A 19,705-nucleotide genomic window follows, 5' to 3' on the forward strand; every position below is an offset into this window, starting at 1 on the left:
GACGGTCATTGCATACCCTTTGCATGACCTATCTTAATCAGCTTATGATACGAGGGTAGTTGGATAAGTTTGTTCAGTGAGTATATGTTAACTGAATTTACCTAGTCAACACATAACTACTAATTTTAAGTCATTAAAACGATATTAACTCACTGTGGTTAAATGATATTATCAGGTTGACTTAGCCTAAGACTCATGTAGCAAGTGCTATGTAGAGTCTATTGTTGTTAGTCACATATTTCTGTTATACATTACTACTCATTGGGATTAGTGTCACTCTGAATTTAATAAGGATATTTTTTATGGCAACCGCTGCTACCTCTAACGCTTTAAATAACTCAAATGGCAATGTCACGGGGGAAAGCTCTGGCTCAAACTATATTGCCAACACAAATGCTCCTTATCCGCATATTTTTCAACCTTTAGATTTGGGTCATACCAAATTAAAAAACCGTATTGTTATGGGCTCGATGCACACCGGTCTAGAAGATCGCTTCTATAATTATGGGAAGCTAGCAGCCTATTTTGCTGAACGCGCTAAAGGCGGCGTAGGTATGATGATTACTGGCGGTATTTCACCTAACCGTGAAGGTTGGTTGTTGCCTGCAGGGGGTACGATGAATACCAGAGCAGATGTAATTAACCATCAACGTCTGACTCGTGCTGTGCATCGACATGACAGTAAGATTATCATGCAAATCTTACACAGTGGTCGCTATGGTTATCATCCTTTTGTGGTCTCTGCTAGTCCTGTTAAATCTCCCATTTCTCCTTTTAAACCACGCCAGATGAGTGTTAAAAACATCAAAAGCACAGTTGAGGATTATGCCCGCTCAGCTTCTCTAGCTAAGCAAGCAGGATATGATGGTGTGGAGATTATGGGCTCAGAAGGTTACCTGCTAAACCAATTCTTATCGCGCCATGTCAACCAGCGCAAAGATGAGTATGGCGGCGATATTCATAATCGCATGAAGTTCCCGCTTGAGGTGGTGAAAGCAGTACGCAAAGCGGTGGGCGAAGACTTTATTATTATTTTCCGTCTATCTATGATTGACCTAGTAAAAGACGGCAATGTCATGGATGAGGTAATTACCGTTGCCAAAGCCTTAGAAGAAGCGGGTGTGTCTATTATTAATACGGGTATTGGCTGGCATGAAGCGCGGGTACCGACTATTGTCACCAGCGTGCCTCGTGCGGCATTTATTGATTACACAGCTGAGGTGAAAAAGCATGTGTCTATCCCAGTAATGGCTGCCAACCGTATCAATATGCCTGAGACTGCAGAAAGTATTTTGTCACTAGCACAGGCTGACCTTATTCAAATGGCGCGTCCTTTCTTAGCCGATCCAGACTGGGTCAATAAGGCTAAAAATGGCGAAACGGATCGTATTAATACTTGTATTGCTTGTAACCAGGCTTGCTTGGATCATACCTTTGAAAATAAACGCTCTACTTGTTTGGTTAACCCACGTGCTTGTTATGAAACCGAGTTAACTTACGAGCCTACTAAACAGCCGAAAAAAGTCGCGGTGATTGGCGGTGGTGTGGCTGGCATGTCAGCGGCGACTGTGGCAGCCAAACGTGGCCATGAGGTGACGCTTTATGAAGCAAAAGATATTTTAGGAGGCCAGTTCAACTATGCCAAAGTGATTCCAGGCAAAGAAGAGTTCTTTGAAACCACCCGTTACTTCCTAAATGAGCTAAATCATCAAGGAGTAACCATTAAGTTAAACACCAAAGTTACTAAAGAAATGCTAGATGAAGCCAACTATGACCATGTGGTGATTGCCACTGGTGTAGTGCCACGTAGTCTAGAAGGTAAGCTTGAGGGGGCGGATAATCCAAAAGTCATCAGCTATGCCGAGCTATTATCGGGTGAGAAAGCTGTGGGCGAGACGGTTGCAGTTATTGGTGCTGGCGGGATTGGTTTCGATGTTAGTGAATATTTGACAGCGCGTCATGGTCAGCCATTACATGAGCTAGGGCCTGAAACCCTAAAAGACCCAAGTTACCGTCCTGAGCCACAGTCAGTAGCCGATTGGAAGCAAGAATGGGGTGTGGATGGTCATGTCGATTATCAAACTGATGGCGGCTTAACCAAACCTGAAAAAATTGTGCCAATACGCCAAGTATACTTACTGCAACGTCGAGGAGGTCGCCTTGGTAAAGGCTTAAACAAGACTACAGGTTGGGTACACCGTGCACATATTAAATCACATGGAGTGATGCAAATGCCGGGTGTGACCTATGATAAAGTAACCAATGAAGGGTTATGGGTAACTACGCCTCAAGGACACAGCCAATTATTACGGGTGGATACCATTGTGGTCTGTGCCGGCCAAGAGTCGGTAAACGACTTAATGCCAGCGGTAACCGACATTAAAAAAGGTAAAGCCCCTAAAAAAGGCAAAACTGAATATCATATTATCGGTGGGGCTAAGTTGGCAGCAGAACTGGATGCGAAACGTGCTATTCGGGATGGTGCTGAGCTAGCAGCTCAACTATAAAACTGATAATAAACTTTAACAGATGTAGTTAAAAAGAGGCGGTTATTAACCGCCTCTTTTTTTATGGCTATCTTTTATCTAGCAATAAGGCCTTAAAGAATTAAATACTGATTTTACAATTTATTGACAAAATAGAAAGATAAGTATTTAATTTAAAGGTGGCATTTTTACCATTATGGATTTCACTTCTACTGACAAAAGGATATTGTCATGAATCTCCTAAAGTATCGTACTACGATTCAGCTTTCTATTACCGCCAGTTTATTGGTAGGCATAACTTCTCATGCAGCTGGTTTAGAATATACCAAACAATCTATCCTGCCTTTTTTTGAGCCTGGCAACTATGCTGAACTGTCTTATGCTTATGTTGATCCCAAAATCGAAGGAACAGATGTCGCAGGTGGGGTAGATAACCCAGCAGCAAATCAGAAAATTAATGACATGATGGATGACTTTGAAATCTGGGGGGGAGCAGTGAAGATAGCTCCCACCGAGAATACAGCTTTGGCATTAATTTATGATGAGCCGTTTGGGGTAGATACTATCTATAGTAAAGGCAGTGAGTTTAACAATAGTATGGGGGCTACAGAGGCCCGAGTAGATACTCGTAGTTTAACTTTACTAGGTGGGGGTAAGGTTAATAATAATTTTTGGGTTTATGGGGGAGTGGAATATCAAGAGGCGGATGGCGGTGTACAGCTAGCGCAGAATTTTGAGGGTTTTCCAATTTATTATAGCTTAGATATAAAAAATAAAAGTGATACCCTAATACCGGTATTAGGCGTGGCTTATGAAAAGCCGGAGATTATGCTACGAGCTGCCTTAACGTGGCGCGGTGAGGGAGAGCATAAATTAAAAGGTCATGAAAGTTTGTATTTAGACTTCGGAGGAAACACCCCTGAAGATTTCAACGATTCTGCCCTTGCTAAAGCAGTTGTCGGCGTGCCTGATGATTATACTCTGGGAAATACTAATTTGAGTTTTAAAACTCCGCAATCGGTTAACTTTGATTTTCAAACAGGTTTGAGTGAAAAGTATCAACTCTTAGGTATGATTAATGCACGCTGGGTAGAATGGACCAAATTTAATATATCACCACAGGGGATTACTACCGTGGTTGGTGAGCCATTAGCAGAATATAAAGAGGATGCTTATGCTGTGGAGGTGGCTTTAGCCAAGCAGTTCACGCCTAAGTTTGCGGGTGAGATAAGAGCCGGCTATGATTCAGGAACAGCGGAGCCTCTAAGTTTATTAGGTCCTTACGACTCAATTAAGACTTTGGCGTTAGGCGGTAGCTACGATGTTACCAAGCAATTAAAATTATCCGCTGGTGCACAGTATATGTGGTTTGAAGGTGGTACGGCATATTCTAAGCTGCCAATTGAAAAGACGCTGTCAGAAAGAACCTTAGCAAAATTTGATGATGGTACTGGCTACGCCTTGGGGGTTAAGTTGGGCTATTATTTCTAATGCTTCATAAATTAACAGTCAAAAAAACGGCCAATCAGAGCTAGTGGCCGTTTTTTATGGATGATAACTAAATCTGCTAGGAAGCTGTAGTTAGAGATCTTAGTTAGAAACCTAAGTTAGAGATCTAAATTATATGGCAGATTTAGCCAACCATACTGAGTAGAAAATGAAGGTTAAAACCAGTACTACACCACTACCATGCTTCATTTCGCCCTGACGTTTAAAAGCAATAATTGCCAAAATAAACAGGATTAGAGTTACTAAGCCTACCATTACCATATCTCGAGATAAAATCTGCGGATCAATATTTTGCATGGGTTTAATAATAGCAGCTAGACCCACCACACCTAAGGTATTAAATAAGTTAGAGCCAATGACGTTGCCCAAGGCCATGTCGTGCTCACCTCGTCTGGCTGCCGCCACACTGGCTACCAATTCAGGTAAGGAGGTGCCAATGGCCACAATAGTAAGCCCGATCAGAAGTTCACTCATGCCCCATAAAGTGGCCAACTCAACCGCGCCCCAGACAATGGCTCTTGAACTAGCGATTAATAAGCTGAGTCCCACAATTAAAGTGCCAAAAGACTTTAAGACATTAATTTTCTGTTTTGCGGCCAACTCTTCTGGCAACTCTACTTTATCTTTATTGCCACGTAGACTTAAAAATATCTGTATCATCAGCACAGCCGCTAAAGTCACAACCAACACAATACCATCGGTTAAGCTCAAGTTGCCATCGGCCAACTGAATGGCAGCCAAAGCTGTAGCTGCTATTAACAGCATTAGGTCATAACGAATCACATCGCTACGAATGATAATGGGGCTAATAAGGGCAGTAACCCCTAATACTAAGGTAATATTGATAATATTAGAGCCATAAGCATTACCTAAGGCTATATCAGGACTGCCTGACAGAGCAGCTAAAGCAGAAACCACTAGTTCAGGTGCCGAAGTACCAATGCCTAAGATAATCACTCCAATTAAGAAGCTAGGCATATTAAAGCGTACAGCCAGACTGGTTGCACCATCAATAAAAGTATCAGCACTCCAGACCAAAACAGCTAGGCCAATAATGACAGCGATAATCGCTAGGCCCATAATAAACTCCAATATAGATTGAGAAAAATAAAAAATGCTAAGCAATATGAATCGCTTAGCATTTGTAATAAAAACACCAAAAAGTTTAGATTAAGAAACTTGTACAGGAATGACATTAGCCGTGTCTTTCACGGTATTGTCTTCGTTACAGTAAACTAATTTTGGCTTATGCGTATCAGCTTCTTTTTCGTCCATCTGGGCATAAGCACAAATGATAACGATGTCGCCTAAATCTGCCATGTAAGCTGCTGCACCATTTAATGAAATAATGCCAGAGCCTGCTTCAGCGCGAATGGCATAAGTGCGAAAGCGCTTACCATTACTTACGTTATAGATATCGATCGACTCGTTCTCACGAATACCAGCCAAATCTAGTAAGTCACCATCTATCCCACAAGAGCCTTCATAATGCAGGTCAGCGTGAGTGACACGGGCACGGTGTAGTTTGCCTTTTAGTAAGGTCAATAACATAGAGGATTTCCTTGAAATTATGGACTAGAGGTCGTGCTGATAACAATTAGAAAGCAGATTATACCTATAAAATGAATGGTTTTCTGCAATTTATAGCTAAATTGTCAAAAATTAACTTATCAAAAACTATTGAGCAATCTAATATTTTAACTATAAGCCATTTCGATGGTAGAGTAGGCAAAAAAGCCATCGTTATCGACAGCTTATTTATTTAAAAACAATTATTAGCCGTTGGGCAATTTGAAGCCATTAATCTGGCTGCGTGCTTTTTCGATATCACCGCTTACCATGAGCTGTAATGAGTCCATGGCTGCATCCAAAGCAGCTTCAATAGCAGCTTGGTCATCAGGGGAGGGTTTGGACAAAACATGGCCACTTACTTTGGACTTATGACCGGGATGGCCAATACCAATACGCAAGCGATGGAAGTCATTTCCAAGATGAGGAGTAATATCGCGCAGTCCATTATGACCGCCATGACCGCCACCTGTTTTCAGCTTAATACTTCCCGCAGGAATATCTAATTCATCATGGGCGATCAGTAGTTCTTCTGGTTTAATATCGTAATATTTCACCATTGGAGCCACAGACTGGCCTGACTTATTCATAAAAGTCATCGGCAACAATAGGCGTACGTCGGTATCAAAGATGCGACCACGGCCAGTTAAACCATGAAACTTTTTGTCAGCTGCCAGTTCAATATTAAATTGGTCAGCAATCAGGGCCACAAACCAAAAGCCAGCATTATGTCTGGTTTCGACATACTGCTGACCTGGGTTGCCAAGCCCAACAATAAGCTTAAGTTGGGACATAGCGTTCTCACTGTATAATAAATTATGTCTGCCAGTATATAGCTTTAGATGACTGCCCGAAAGCAGTCATATAACTTATTGGCAGGAGACGAATTATTCTTCGCCTTTATCCTCTTCACCACCTTGCTCAGTAGCAGGTACGTCAGCGGCATCAACTTCTTCTTCAGTTTCTTCGTCAACTTCTTCAATAGTTGGGGCCTGCATGTTAACCACAGTGCGGTCAACTGGCTCATCAACGTCAAGTTCGAAGATGATAACACCTTCAGGAAGTTTGATGTCTGTTAAGTGTAGAGACTCACCGATTTCTAGACCTGATACGTCAACTTCTAGGTACTCAGGAAGGTCTTGTGGTAGACAAACGATTTCGATGTCAGTCACTAGAGTAGATAAGATACCACCAGCTTTAGTACCTGGTGCTTCTTCACGACCTGTGAAGTGAACTGGGATGTTCATGTTGATCTTCTGACCTTTAACAATGCGCTGGAAGTCAGCATGCATTGGGAAGCCTTTAGAAGGATGGCGCTGTAGGTCTTTAATAACCGCTAGCTGATCTTCACCATCAAGCTTGATAGTCAAAATGTTTGAGAAGAAAGCTTCGTTTTCTAGAAGTTTCCAAAGCTCATTGTTTTTGATAGCAATAGTAGTAGGCTCTTCGTTACCACCATAGATAATGGCAGGAACTAAGTTTTGCTTACGCAGGCGGCGGCTCGCACCTTTGCCCTGCTGATCATCGGTACGGACAATGCCATTTACCGTGTATAAAATATCACTCATGAGAGTATCCTTGATTAAATTATTTAGGGTTTGATGCGTTCAAGCTACGCTTGCGACCAACGTGGCCAGACACACATCTATGTACTGTATAGCAGGTATTACCGGCATTTAATATAGCCATGATACGTTTTGCTTACATACAGAGGGCATATTATACGGACATTAAGCACTAAAATCCAGTACAAAAAAACCACCGTCTAAAAGACAGTGGTTTTTTAATATCAATAAGGCTGATTAGGGCAGAAATGTTCAGTCAATAGACTCAAACATAGCACTAATAGATTCTTCATTATTGATACGGCGTAAGCTTTCAGCCAGTAAGGAAGCGATGGTTACTTGACGAATTTTTTCGCAAGATTTTGCTTCTTCAGATAAAGGAATACTGTCAGTAACCACTAATTCATCCAATACTGAATTGCTAATGGTCTGAATAGCATTGCCTGATAATACTGGGTGAGTGATATAACCTAAGACACGGCGTGCTCCATTATCTTTAAGCGCTTGAGCTGCTTTACACAATGTACCCGCAGTATCTACCATGTCGTCAACGATTACGCAATCACGGTCTTTTACATCACCAATGATATGCATAACTTGTGACTCGTTAGCGCGAGCACGGCGTTTATCGATAATAGCAAGTTCGGTATTGCCGCCCAGCTCTTTGGCCATAGCGCGAGCACGAACCACGCCACCTACATCCGGAGAAACAACCATAAGGTTATCATAACCTTGTTTTCTAAGGTCTTTTAGTAATACTGGAGTACCATAGATGTTGTCTACTGGAATATCGAAGAAGCCCTGGATTTGATCTGAGTGCAAATCCACAGTCATCACGCGGTCGATGCTAACGATGTTAAGCATATCTGCAACCACTTTTGCTGAAATAGGCACACGTGCTGAACGAGGACGACGGTCTTGACGAGCATAACCAAAGTACGGCATTACAGCAGTGATACGACCGGCACTTGAACGGCGCAGTGCATCAGCCATAACCATGATTTCCATCAAGTTATCGTTGGTAGGGGCACAAGTGGGTTGAAGAATGAATACGTCTTTACCACGAACATGCTCTTTAATCTCGACAGCAATTTCGCCATCAGAGAAACGCGTGACATCAGCACGGCCAAGAGGAATATGTAGGTGATCAGCGACAGTTTTTGCCAGTTCAGGGTGGGCATTACCCGTAAAAATCGCCAGATATGGCATGGTCCAAGTCCTATTTATTTGACTTAAGAGAGGAGCAGTAGAAACTGCACAAATAAAGAAGAAAGTTGAACGTTTAGAAAATGGCAGGGGTAGCTGGACTCGAACCAACGGATGTCAGGATCAAAACCTGATGCCTTACCAACTTGGCTATACCCCTGTAACAGACAAACTTTATCAAGAAGTTATGTGCTGCTATTAAATTAGCACGTTTCTTGATAATTTACTATCAAAATATTAATAATTGTCATTCACTAATATTTTGATACTTTTTACTTGTTGTCTTCTCGGTAGCGTTCGAGGCGAACTATACCGAAAACTAACTAGATATGTCAATAAACTAAACCGTTTAATTTTATAAATAAGCAGTTTGGCCTATGACGAATATGGCAGGGGTAGCTGGACTCGAACCAACGGATGTCAGGATCAAAACCTGATGCCTTACCAACTTGGCTATACCCCTTTATGGGCGAGTTATTATACACAACAATTTGTAGATTGCAACTGTTTTTCTAAGTTATTTAAAAATTATTAGGTTTATCTGCTTAAATCGACCCTTTTTGTCCCAACAAAGACTCAGTTATTAAGGCATGACAAGGGGGAGGGTTATTTATCATATAGGTTTGTATTCTCGGGGTCATTGCTTCTGGTACGGGCAAAAATACACTACTTCCTGTGCCAGTCATTCTGGCAGAGCTGTGCGTGAGCGACTCTAATTTTTTTAGATAACTCAGAGCTTGGTTTACTTCGGGCACTAAGTTGGTCACTACCGGCTCAAACACATTGCTAAAAGGAGGGTAGAGTCGGGCAAGATAGCCTTCGCTATTTTCTTCAATATCAGCCACACTTATGGCCGGAATGTCTCGGCGCAAGTCGGGGTGGGCAAATAGCGCCTGAGTGGATGCGTGGGCATTGGGGTTTAATAAAAGATAATGCTGCGGTGGTAGTGACAGCGGAGTCAGTATCTCGCCTATGCCTTCTGCAATAGCATCTTGGCCCAAGATAAAAATAGGCACATCAGCGCCGACACTACGGCCAATATCAATCAAAGTTTGCTGCTTTAAATTAAGGCCCCATAGCTTGTTTAGCGCCAAAAGAGTGGTTGCGGCATTGGAGGAGCCTCCGCCTAGTCCAGCCCCAGCAGGCAACACTTTATCAAGCTTAATATCAATTACTGGTAGCCGATCTACCGCCTCCAAGAGTTGAGTATTGGATTTAATGGCATGAATTAAAGCCAAAGCAGCCTTGGTAATTAAGTTATCACGAAGATTTGTGGTGACGGCTACTTTAGTGTCTAAAGTAATGGGCAACACGTTGTCCGCGAAATCTTGATGAGGATTAAACTGCCTATCACTGACCTGAAAATGTAAGGTATCGCCCCAGTTAAGCAGCCGAAATACCGTTTGTAAGTCATGATATCCATCTGCACGTTTACCGGTAATGTGTAAAAACAGGTTGATTTTTGCAGGGGAGAAAAGGCTAAGCTGAGGCAAAGAGGTCATAGAATAATCACATCAAAGACAGAAGAGGAATCAAAATAAAGTATTGAGGGGAGAAATACTTAACCCCTCAATATTTATAAAAATGTCAAATTAACCATGTGAAATGGTCATAATTACTCTGTGACCATCAGCACGAGTGACCGAAATTTTATTGGGCGTACGGGTATTAGCATTGTTATAACTAAAGCTAGCAACCCAATCTCCGTTCTGTGAGGTTTGTAAACGGCCTTGAGCATCTAATTCGCTGTTGGTGTCTGAAGGCGCTGGGCGACCAGAAATCCAGTGGCGTAGCTGTGAAATAGGGGCTTGCCACCCAGTCGCTTGTAGCAATAACTCCTCAGGAGAGGCCGCTTTAATTTCTCCGGTACGGTCACTAACCAAAGTAGCACTATGTCCATCATACTCAATAACGGTATGACCAATGCCTAAAGCGCCAGTCAAGTCTATGGCAAAGCGCTCCTGTTCTTGGGCCCAGACATAAAAAGCACTGCCGGTTTGGGCTGCGCTGTTTTGAGTTTGCGGGGTAGTGATGCCAATTTTGCCGCGGATATTGAAGCTTTGTAATAATTCTGGGTATTGTGCAGTACCAGTAATCACACTGCTATTAGCATTAGCGGCTGCACCGATGTGCTGCGTAGTTTGACAGCCAGTAAGGATAAAAGCACTGGTGGTCAAAACTAGACTGAGGCTTGCTGTTTTCGACAACGCTTTAGAAAAATAGGATTTAGGGCTTGAGAATAGAGGCTTGTTGCTGAGCAGTGTGGTCATAATTATCCTTAATGGGTTCAGATTTAGTCTGTAATCGGGCTGTATAGATAAGAGCTTAGAGACAAAGTTATAGCAAGTATAGATTTAAATAGGGGTTTTACTAAAGCAAATGATTTTATCAAGGCTTTGTGAGTTTTAAGAGTCTGTAGCGTTCAAGTTTTGTGTCTGTATTGCTAACAATGCTCAAAATTAATAACAATGCTCAAAGCCTGCCAATCAACTACTCAAAAGCCGAACCACTCACTCAAAAATTAGTTTGATTAAAAGCAAGTCCAATAAAATATCCGCCCATTTAATCCCAGTTCACTTAATAACAATTCCCTTAATAACAATCTACTTAGTAACAATTCACTTAATTAATAACCGTTCATTTAATAACCGGCAGGTTGGTTAGTAGGATTGCAATCTGTCACTAATGTCTTGCTGACCAACGGCAAAGCGCTGCTGAATGTCGGCGAACAACTCTAACACCTTGTCTTGTTGGTCTAAACCTTGGTAGGCACGAAGTAAAATAATTCCTGAATCCAGAGTAGGTGAGATGTCATAGGGTATTTCGAGATACTCAATTACTTGCTGGTATTGCCCTCTAGACAGTGCATCAGAGGCCACAATGTTTAATGCTGTTAAGTAGTTCTGTTGATCAAATTGGGGCGAATCAAAGGGCAGTGACAAAATTGACTGCGCCAAATTCAGAGCTTGCTCAACATCTTGCTCGTTGCCTATCGCAAATAACAGTTTAGCAGAGGCGATGATGTAATCTGTGTTTTCAGGATCGATCAGCAGTAAGCGATCGAGTAGTCTACGCTTAAGCGCTGTATCTTGTTCGTTGTCTAACAGCTGAACCCGAGCAAACATCAGCTTAGTATCATCTGGATAGCGCTTACTGGCTTCAGCCAAGATGTTTTTTGCAGCAGTCAGCTGGTCTTGTTGACGCAAAATATCCGCTTGCATAATAGCGCTTTCGGGGCCGTACACATCAAACTGCTCACTAAACTGCCTTAAGGTCGCTAATGCTTCATCCGCACGACCTTGCAAAAGTTGAATAGACACCAACTTTTGACGGGCTTTTAGCACCAAGTTTTCTTGCATTACTTTGGATAAAAAACGCTCTGCTCTATCAAACTTGTGTTGGCGCTCGGCGCTAATACCAAGATAGTAATAAGCTTGATCGATATAGGCGGGCGAAGAGGCAAGAGCAGATAATAACTCATCCGCTTGAGGATAGGCTTCAATATCGATACTGACTAAAGCGGCCAGTAGCGTGACCTCTTCATCGTTGAATAGCTTGTGAGCTTGTAATAACAGCTGATGCGCTTCTTGCGTCTCACCCAGCTCCAAGCGGTAGCGAATTTCGTACAGATAGAGGGTTTTATTATTCTTTAATCGTTGCCGCTCAGCACTAATAAACTGCAATACCTGACGGTCAGGCTGAAGCTGCTTTAAGATATCGGCTTTTAGCACAATAAAAGGGGCGTTGTCGGGCTTGAACTTCAAGGCACGATTGACACTCAATAAAGCGATATCTGGCTGACCTAATTGCGACATTAAACCTGCTTGCATCACCAACAAAGAGGGGTTGTCATGCTTGGGTAGGCGCAATAAAGTCTCTAGCAATAAGCGCTGATCAGACTCATTGGTGGGATAAATACCAATAAGAATCTCGCTAAGATCCGCTTGATTGTCATATTTTAAAATCTCAGTCAGCACCTTGCCTGACAAATTATAGTCATGAGCTTTTAGCGCCAAATGGGCCACGTAAAATAGAGCTGGGACGTGTTCGGTATTTTGTCGTTGCCACTTAACCGCGAATGCCAAGGACTCTTCTGGCATCTCATACAGCAAAGACAGCTCTAAGGCACGTTCAAAAACAGTAGTGGCCTCATCTTTAAAGGACTCCTGCTTGTAAAGCTGTAATCCTGCGTCTATCTCACCTCGGTTAATCAAGAACTCAGCTTGCATTACATTTAGCAAACTGGGTCGATCTTTGGTTAGAGATAAGCGTCCGTGAGATTCTTCTGTGCTTTGGTTGTTAATATTGGATGCCGCTATCAGTTCAGATTCTGGCAAGGTAGGCTGGGCGGCAGGCTCTGATGGATCCTTTTTGTCTATGATGCTGATAATCGGCGATAGTACTCGGCGTATTGGGTCAAAAACATTGGCAGAAGCAGAGACAGAGTGCGTGGCCATACTGGCCAAGCTTAATAAAATAGACAAGCGCAATAAGCGCTGACGGGTAAGGCTCAGCGACTTTTTTTGATTAACCTGTGTTTGTTTCACTCGTTTTTGATTGAGTTGTTTTTGATTAACCTGTACTTTTTTTGATACCTTGCGGCTGGAAGCGGCTCGTAAACTACGTTTTGAGGGTTTGATTAAAGCTGCTTTTTTTAGCTGAAAGCTCAAAGTTTGCTTAAAAGTTAGGCGCCGGCGAGTCTGAGTATCACCAAAACGACTTTTGGTCCTCTTTGTAACTTTTTTAGACTCATTAATCTGCTGAAAAAAAAGCATAAACTTCCGACTGGTGTAATAAGATGAGAGGTACGTGGCAGTGTTTACTTAGAGGACAGGTAATCCTGACTCAACGAAAATTGGGTTTTCTATGGATGCAGTCCTACTAGCGGTACCAAAAACAACCTATTGAACATTCCCTATAATAAGGCATTAAGCTGGGCATCGCTGACAGCAGAATATGGCACTTTATTATAATCAATTATTAGTCAGTCTAATAGTAGTGTCCGTGTTACTTCTGGCGTTGCCATAGCCAGTCTGCTAGCGCGGTTAACGCACTTTGTTGTCCGAAACTGTCAATAATCGCTTGCTTGCCTTCAACAAACAAAGACTTAGCATAATCTCTTGCTGTATCTACACCCATTAATCTGACATAAGTCGATTTATTTAACCCTTCATCACTGCCAGCCGGCTTACCTAAAGTATCGGTGCTTGCAGTCACGTCTAAAATGTCGTCTTGAACTTGAAAGGCTAAACCAATATTTTGAGCAAACTGGGTCAAGGCAGCCAATTGTTCAGCGCTAGCTTCGGCACACACGCCGCCCATAAGCACTGCCGCTTCGATTAAAGCCCCAGTCTTATCACGGTGTATGGCTTCAAGCTCGGCTTGGGTAATTTGTTTATTTTCAGCATTTAAGTCAAGCATTTGACCCGAGACCATTCTTCTAGCTCTTGGGGCCAGCACAGTTAATAATTGGGCAGCTTGCTCATCTGTAATAGGAGCAAAGCCTTCCATATCAGCGGTTAATGCTTCAAAGGCTAAGGTTTGTAGCACATCACCTGCCAGCATGGCAGTAGCTTCATCAAATTTGATATGGCAAGTAGGGCGGCCACGACGTAAGTCATCATCATCCATGCAAGGCAGGTCATCATGGATAAGTGAATAGGTGTGTACAAACTCTACTGCTAGCATGGCTCGTCGACAGTTGTCTGACAAAACTGAGCCTAATGATGTTTCAGTTTTAAGCGTCTTGTCATCAGCAGTTGTAGTCTCACCTTGCAGCACGGTCTGATAACCACCAGCCACCATTAACGGGCGCACTCGCTTTCCTTGCCCTGTCATCGCGTAGTGGCAAGCTTCTTGTAATGGGCTTGGTAAATTGGCATGACTTAGCAAAGACTCAATATCGGCCTCTAATGTGGTGATGACCTGTTGACTTAGACTTTCAAAACTGACGGGCTGTGTAATCATAGAACCAATGCTCAATACAAATGAGGGAGAAATTATAGTAATGCTATCCTAATCTTTATGGGGACTAGTTTAACATGTGCAAGATACACTTTTCGCCTACTGTTAGCACACATAAGCTAACAAAATAATATAATATCTATTCAATCAATGACTTATGGTATCTATGATAATTAGATTAATGGCGATTTAGCCAAGCTTGGTAGAGAGCTTGGTAGGGCGGTTTTTTTTGGGTAATAAATGTTTCTGTAAAGAATATACAATAAAATATATGACCTATGAGTCAGTGATTGCGCTGTGACATCAAGGGGTTAAATCCCCTACACTAACCGGCGTAAAGAATAACTCAACACACAGCTGCTAGGGTAAAGATATAAAGTGGCAAGTTATATGATAGTAATTTACTACACTGTGTGCGCTCTAATAATATAGAATCTATACACGCCTATGTTTTACAGCTTACGTTTTACTTAAGCTTATTAGAATATAATTAAAGTGATTTAGCTTATGACGTGGGGTAACTGCACGTAAAGCCTAAAATAAAGCACTAAAATAACAAGGAGATTTATATGATATATCAAGGTAACCGCATTACGGTATCATTGTTAGATGATGGCATTGCCAACCTACAGTTTAATGCTGAAGGCGAGAGCGTTAATAAATTTGATGCCGAAACCAACAAACAGTTCGATGAAGCTGTGACTGCATTAGAAAAAGCGGACAATGTAAAAGGTCTAATTGTCACCTCTAGCAAAGGCGTATTTATCGCTGGTGCTGACATCACAGAATTTGTAGCTCATTTCAATAAAGAAGAAGAAGAAATTACAAACTGGATCGTTGAGATCAACGGTGTATTTAACCGCTTTGAAGACTTACCATTCCCGAAAGTAGCTGCGATTAACGGTGCTGCTTTAGGTGGTGGTTGTGAAATGACCCTAGTTTGTGAATACCGTGTAATGGGCGAAAAAGCGCAAATCGGTCTTCCAGAAACTCAGCTAGGTATCTTCCCAGGCTTTGGTGGTAGTGTACGCACCCCACGTGTTATCGGTATTGACAATGCGTTAGAGCTAATCGCAACCGGTAAGGCTCAAAAACCTGCTCAAGCCCTTAAGTTAGGTCTAGTAGATGCCGTTGTGGCACAAGACGACCTAGAAGCGGCCGCTATTGACCTAGTGAAAAAAGCAATCGTTGGTGACTTAGATTGGCAGGCGAAGCGTGAAGAGAAGCTACAACCAGTTAAGCTAAATCAGCTTGAACAATCTATGGCATTCAACAGTGCCAAAGGTGCTATCTTCGCTAAAGCAAATCCTAAACAATACCCAGCTCCTGCTATTGCCATCGAAGCGATTGAAAAGCATGTGAACTTAGGCCGTGATGAAGCGCTTAAAGTAGAAGCGGCTCATTTCGCTAAAGCGGCGAAAACACCACAAGCAGAAAGCTTAGTGGGTCTATTCTTAAACGATCAAGCGGTTAAGAAATTAGCCAAAAAACACACTAAGAATGCTCACGACATCAATGAAGCTGCGGTACTTGGTGCTGGCATCATGGGTGGTGGTATTGCTTATCAAGCAGCCTCAAAAGGTCTGCCAATTATCATGAAAGACATCAAGTCTGAGCAATTAGACTTAGGTATGGGCGAAGCCAGCAAGCTGTTAGGCAAAATGGTTGAGCGTAAGAGAATGACCCCAGCACAGATGGGTGAAACTTTAAGTCGTATCCGTCCTACATTGAACTACGGCGACTTTGGTGAAACTGACATCGTTATCGAAGCGGTTGTTGAAAATCCAAAAGTTAAGCATGCAGTATTAAAAGAAGTGGAAGGGTTAGTTAAAGAGAACGCTATCCTTGCCTCTAACACTTCAACTATCTCTATTACGCATTTGGCCACTGTACTTGAGCGCCCAGAGAACTTCGTGGGTATGCACTTCTTTAACCCAGTACATCGTATGCCACTAGTGGAAGTTATCCGTGGTGAGAAATCATCAGAAGAAGCGATTGCTACCACAGTTGCATTAGCACAGCGTATGGGTAAAGTGCCAGTTGTGGTAAATGACTGCCCAGGTTTCTTAGTAAACCGCGTATTGTTCCCTTACTTCGGCGCGTTTGATTTGCTATTGAAAGAAGGCGCTGATTTCGTTCATGTTGATAAAGTTATGGAGAAATTCGGCTGGCCTATGGGTCCTGCCTACCTAATCGACGTAGTAGGTCTAGACACCGGCGTACACGGCGCAGAAGTAATGGCAGAAGGTTTCCCAGATCGTATGAAGCCAGACTTTAAAGGTGCTATCAAACATCTGTTTGAAAACAACCGCCTAGGTCAGAAAAATGGCGTTGGTTTCTACAAGTACGAGATGGACAAACGTGGTAAGCCGAAGAAAACTGCTGACGAAGCCACTTACGAGCTATTAAAAGCGACTACTGATAGCGATAAGAAAGAGTTTGATGATCAAACCATCGTTGATCGTATGATGCTAGCTTTCTGTAACGAAACTGTTCGCTGCTTAGAGGACAACATCGTTGCTACTCCAGCCGAAGCCGATATGGCAATGATTATGGGTGTTGGTTTCCCTGCATTCCGTGGTGGTCCATGCCGTTATATCGACCAACAAGGCCTTGATAACTACTTAGCGCTATGTGAGAAATATGCTCACCTAGGCAAAGCTTATGAAGCGCCACAGAAAATCCGTGATATGGCTGCAGCCGGTGAAACTTTTTACCCAAAAGCCTAATACCATAAGCTTGGGACGACTAAATAATTAATTAGTCAACTGATGCTGCGACCTGCCTGATTAGCGCATAACTAAATGAATGAGCGGGCAGCGTCAGTTAGACTAAACGATAAAAAATTCAAGGAGTATTACATGACAACATTAAGTCCAAAAGACGTGGTCATCGTAGATGGCGTGCGTACTGCAATGGGTAAATCCAAAAACGGTATGTTCCGTAATGTTCGTGCAGACAGCATGTCAGCAGAGCTAGTACGAGCTTTAGTTAAGCGTAACGACTTTGACACTAACGAAGTTGAAGACGTTATCTGGGGCTGTGTGAACCAGACTTTAGAACAAGGCATGAACATTGGTCGTAACATTGGTCTATTGGCTGATATTCCAAAGACTGCTGGCGGTCAAACTGTGAACCGTCTATGTGGTTCATCAATGCAAGCACTACACACTGCTGCTGCTCAAATCATGACCAACCAAGGTGATGTGTTCATCATTGGTGGTGTGGAGCACATGGGTCACGTAGGCATGATGCATGGTATCGATATCAACCCTGAAGCGTCTAAGCACTATGCAAAAGCGTCTAACATGATGGGCTTAACCGCTGAAATGCTAGGTCGTATGAATGGCATCACTCGTGAGCAACAAGACGAGTTTGGTGTTCAATCTCATCGCCGTGCTTGGGAAGCCACACAAGCGGGTCGTTTTGATAATGAAATCATTGGCATCGAAGGTCATGATGCACAAGGCCGTTTACAGCTTTGCACTGTGGACGAAGTTATCCGTCCTGACACTACCTTAGAGTCATTGGCAAAACTACGCCCGGTATTTGATCCAGCAAATGGTACGGTAACTGCTGCGACTTCTTCTGCCCTATCAGACGGTGCGTCTGCAATGCTAGTAATGAGCGCCCAAAAAGCGAAGGACTTAGGTCTTAAGCCACGTGCTCGTATCCGTAGTATGGCGGTTGCTGGTTGTGATGCAGCTATCATGGGTTACGGTCCAGTACCTGCTACGCAAAAAGCACTTAAGCGTGCTGGCTTGAGCCTTGATGACATGCAAACCATCGAGCTAAACGAAGCGTTCGCCGCTCAAGGTCTGTCGGTACTAAAAGCTCTAAACCTATTAGACAAGCAAGACATCATTAACGTTAACGGTGGTGCTATCGCCCTAGGCCACCCACTAGGATGTTCTGGTGCTCGTATCACCGTGACTCTATTGAACGCTATGGAGCAGATGGATACTGAAATTGGTCTAGCCACTATGTGTATTGGCCTAGGTCAAGGTATTGCTACGGTTATTGAGCGTGTATAACTTAATAAAAGTTCAATAATAGAACGATAAGTTCTGTTTATTTATCTTGTATAAAAGGCACCTCTGACGTAATGTTAGAGGTGCTTTTTTATGTCTTTTTTAGGTCAAATAAATTCAGCTTTTGCCAAAAGGTATTGTGTTATGTCTAATAATAAAACGGTCGATTCTGTCAAAAATAGTGAAACCACTCAAAAAGCCTTTAGTAGCAACAATTCAAACCCTTATCGAAAAACGGCTTTGACCAAGCTTTTTTTAATCACTGCTGTGGGGGTGGGGCTAAGCTTGATATCTAGTGCCAAGTTAGCGGCAACAGGCTTGGCCGATAAAGAAGATCCAGGCTCGTTTAAGCCACAAGTATTGGCAGGAAAAGTGACCAAAAACTTAGAGCAATTTAGCCTCACCACTGAGCAGGGAGTGCAATATCACGTGGCAGACCCGAGCAATATATTAGATGATTTGGCCAAGAAAAGAGGGGTAGTGGGTAGCTTTTATACTCTAAATCGAGTTCGAGTAAAGGCAGTAATTAGTAAGCCCGGTAATTATGGTCATATGGGTTATTATGAGCGTCAGATTACCGTTGTGGGGATTGCTGATAATTAATGTTGTCTAAAGTTACCACAACTGTTCACCAAAGAGTTTGACCCAGTGACACTTATATGACTTAATAGTGGTAGGTATTTTTGTCCTCAACAGCACAAGGAGTGTGTTATGTCAAAAACTATCACTACGGATAAAACCTATCGTATCATACGCGAAAATACTCAGGCTATGCTCATTGATGTGCAAGAGAAGCTTGCCCCGCATATCTATCGTCATGAGGAAATTGTCAAAAAGACACTGACTTTAATTAAAGGTCTACAGCTACTAGATGTGCCCATTGTGTTGAACGAGCAATATAAAAAAGGACTGGGTGAGACGCTGCCTGAAATCATGGAAGTCATAGATACCTCTAAGGTCAAAATGATTGAAAAGGTGACTTTTAGTGCTTGTGATAATGATGAGACCTGGAACTATCTGGCGCAGCAAAACCGTATTTCAGTGCTGGTATTTGGGGTAGAGACTCATGTCTGTGTAATGCAAACCGTATTAGATTTGCTCGACAATGGCATGCAGCCAGTGGTGATTGCCGATGCCACCGGCTCTCGCGATGCTTATGACCGCCGCCAAGCCATTCGCCGTATGCGTAGAGCCGGCGCTGTGATCACCACTACTGAGGCAATATTGTTTGAGTTGTGCCGCTCGAGTAAGGATCCGGTATTTAAGGCCATTAGTCAGTTAATTAAATAGCTTATAGTTCATTGAATAACTGCAACAGACCTTAAAGCTTTAATCTCTATTTAGTTAAATAATCCGTGATAAAGTCAGTTGGCTT

At 42.7% G+C, this 19,705-nt stretch carries 15 protein-coding genes and 2 tRNA genes; 6 read left to right on the top strand and 11 right to left on the bottom strand.

Translation table 11 applies throughout. The features are described 5' to 3' along the window. Window positions 1–302: 302 nt before the first annotated feature. Together G561_RS0105300 and G561_RS0105305 are read left to right on the top strand one after the other, a co-directional pair. Complete coding sequence (locus tag G561_RS0105300) at window positions 303–2,507, top strand: NADPH-dependent 2,4-dienoyl-CoA reductase (protein WP_051584384.1); 2,205 nt, start codon at window positions 303–305, stop codon at window positions 2,505–2,507. 210 nt (window positions 2,508–2,717) lie between these two features. After that, the gene (locus G561_RS0105305; protein ID WP_051584385.1) at window positions 2,718–3,977 is read left to right on the top strand and encodes an outer membrane protein transport protein; all 1,260 of its coding nucleotides are present in this window, start codon (window positions 2,718–2,720) and stop codon (window positions 3,975–3,977) included. A 129-nt stretch (window positions 3,978–4,106) separates the two neighbouring features. Here G561_RS0105305 and G561_RS0105310 read toward each other — a convergent pair whose 3' ends face one another. The 11 genes from G561_RS0105310 to G561_RS0105365 all read right to left on the bottom strand — a co-directional run bounded on the left by G561_RS0105310 (window position 4,107) and on the right by G561_RS0105365 (window position 14,302). Then, window positions 4,107–5,075, bottom strand: a complete 969-nt coding sequence (locus tag G561_RS0105310; RefSeq protein WP_028858624.1) for a calcium/sodium antiporter — start codon at window positions 5,073–5,075, stop codon at window positions 4,107–4,109. A gap of 90 nt (window positions 5,076–5,165) precedes the next feature. Further along, window positions 5,166–5,546, bottom strand: coding sequence for an aspartate 1-decarboxylase (panD, locus tag G561_RS0105315; protein ID WP_028858625.1), 381 nt, complete (start codon window positions 5,544–5,546; stop codon window positions 5,166–5,168). 224 nt (window positions 5,547–5,770) lie between these two features. Beyond that, window positions 5,771–6,358, bottom strand: a complete 588-nt coding sequence (pth, locus tag G561_RS0105325; protein WP_028858626.1) for an aminoacyl-tRNA hydrolase — start codon at window positions 6,356–6,358, stop codon at window positions 5,771–5,773. 93 nt (window positions 6,359–6,451) lie between these two features. Beyond that, the gene (locus G561_RS0105330) at window positions 6,452–7,132 is read right to left on the bottom strand and encodes a 50S ribosomal protein L25/general stress protein Ctc (protein WP_028858627.1); all 681 of its coding nucleotides are present in this window, start codon (window positions 7,130–7,132) and stop codon (window positions 6,452–6,454) included. Window positions 7,133–7,381: 249 nt separating this feature from the next. After that, window positions 7,382–8,338, bottom strand: coding sequence for a ribose-phosphate pyrophosphokinase (locus G561_RS0105335; protein ID WP_028858628.1), 957 nt, complete (start codon window positions 8,336–8,338; stop codon window positions 7,382–7,384). 81 nt (window positions 8,339–8,419) lie between these two features. Continuing rightward, window positions 8,420–8,495 (bottom strand) — tRNA-Gln (locus G561_RS0105340). 227 nt (window positions 8,496–8,722) lie between these two features. Further along, window positions 8,723–8,798: transfer RNA gene (locus G561_RS0105345), tRNA-Gln, on the bottom strand. Between the two features lie 82 nt (window positions 8,799–8,880). Continuing rightward, window positions 8,881–9,837, bottom strand: coding sequence for a 4-(cytidine 5'-diphospho)-2-C-methyl-D-erythritol kinase (gene ispE, locus G561_RS0105350; protein WP_028858629.1), 957 nt, complete (start codon window positions 9,835–9,837; stop codon window positions 8,881–8,883). 90 nt (window positions 9,838–9,927) lie between these two features. Then, window positions 9,928–10,605 carry a lipoprotein insertase outer membrane protein LolB gene (gene lolB / locus G561_RS0105355; RefSeq protein WP_028858630.1) on the bottom strand — a complete coding sequence of 226 codons (678 nt, stop codon included), beginning with the start codon at window positions 10,603–10,605 and terminating at the stop codon, window positions 9,928–9,930. Window positions 10,606–10,995: 390 nt separating this feature from the next. Continuing rightward, window positions 10,996–13,110 carry a tetratricopeptide repeat protein gene (locus tag G561_RS0105360; RefSeq protein WP_028858631.1) on the bottom strand — a complete coding sequence of 705 codons (2,115 nt, stop codon included), beginning with the start codon at window positions 13,108–13,110 and terminating at the stop codon, window positions 10,996–10,998. Window positions 13,111–13,342: 232 nt separating this feature from the next. Further along, window positions 13,343–14,302: a polyprenyl synthetase family protein gene (locus G561_RS0105365; RefSeq protein WP_028858632.1), complete on the bottom strand. Its 960-nt coding sequence runs from the start codon at window positions 14,300–14,302 to the stop codon at window positions 13,343–13,345. Between the two features lie 566 nt (window positions 14,303–14,868). Here G561_RS0105365 and fadB point away from each other — a divergent pair. From fadB to G561_RS0105385, 4 genes are all read left to right on the top strand, one after another. Beyond that, window positions 14,869–17,028 (top strand): fatty acid oxidation complex subunit alpha FadB, encoded by a 2,160-nt coding sequence (gene fadB, locus G561_RS0105370; protein ID WP_028858633.1) that lies wholly within the window; start codon window positions 14,869–14,871, stop codon window positions 17,026–17,028. 132 nt (window positions 17,029–17,160) lie between these two features. Then, on the top strand, window positions 17,161–18,333 hold the full coding sequence (gene fadA, locus G561_RS0105375; RefSeq protein WP_028858634.1) for an acetyl-CoA C-acyltransferase FadA: 1,173 nt from the start codon (window positions 17,161–17,163) through the stop codon (window positions 18,331–18,333). A 141-nt stretch (window positions 18,334–18,474) separates the two neighbouring features. Further along, window positions 18,475–18,933 carry a hypothetical protein gene (locus G561_RS0105380; protein ID WP_028858635.1) on the top strand — a complete coding sequence of 153 codons (459 nt, stop codon included), beginning with the start codon at window positions 18,475–18,477 and terminating at the stop codon, window positions 18,931–18,933. A 108-nt stretch (window positions 18,934–19,041) separates the two neighbouring features. Further along, on the top strand, window positions 19,042–19,620 hold the full coding sequence (locus G561_RS0105385; RefSeq protein WP_028858636.1) for an isochorismatase family protein: 579 nt from the start codon (window positions 19,042–19,044) through the stop codon (window positions 19,618–19,620). Window positions 19,621–19,705 lie beyond the last annotated feature (85 nt).

It is taken from the genome of Psychrobacter phenylpyruvicus DSM 7000 = NBRC 102152 (genome assembly GCF_000685805.1).
Classification (GTDB): Bacteria; Pseudomonadota; Gammaproteobacteria; order Pseudomonadales; family Moraxellaceae; genus Psychrobacter; species Psychrobacter phenylpyruvicus.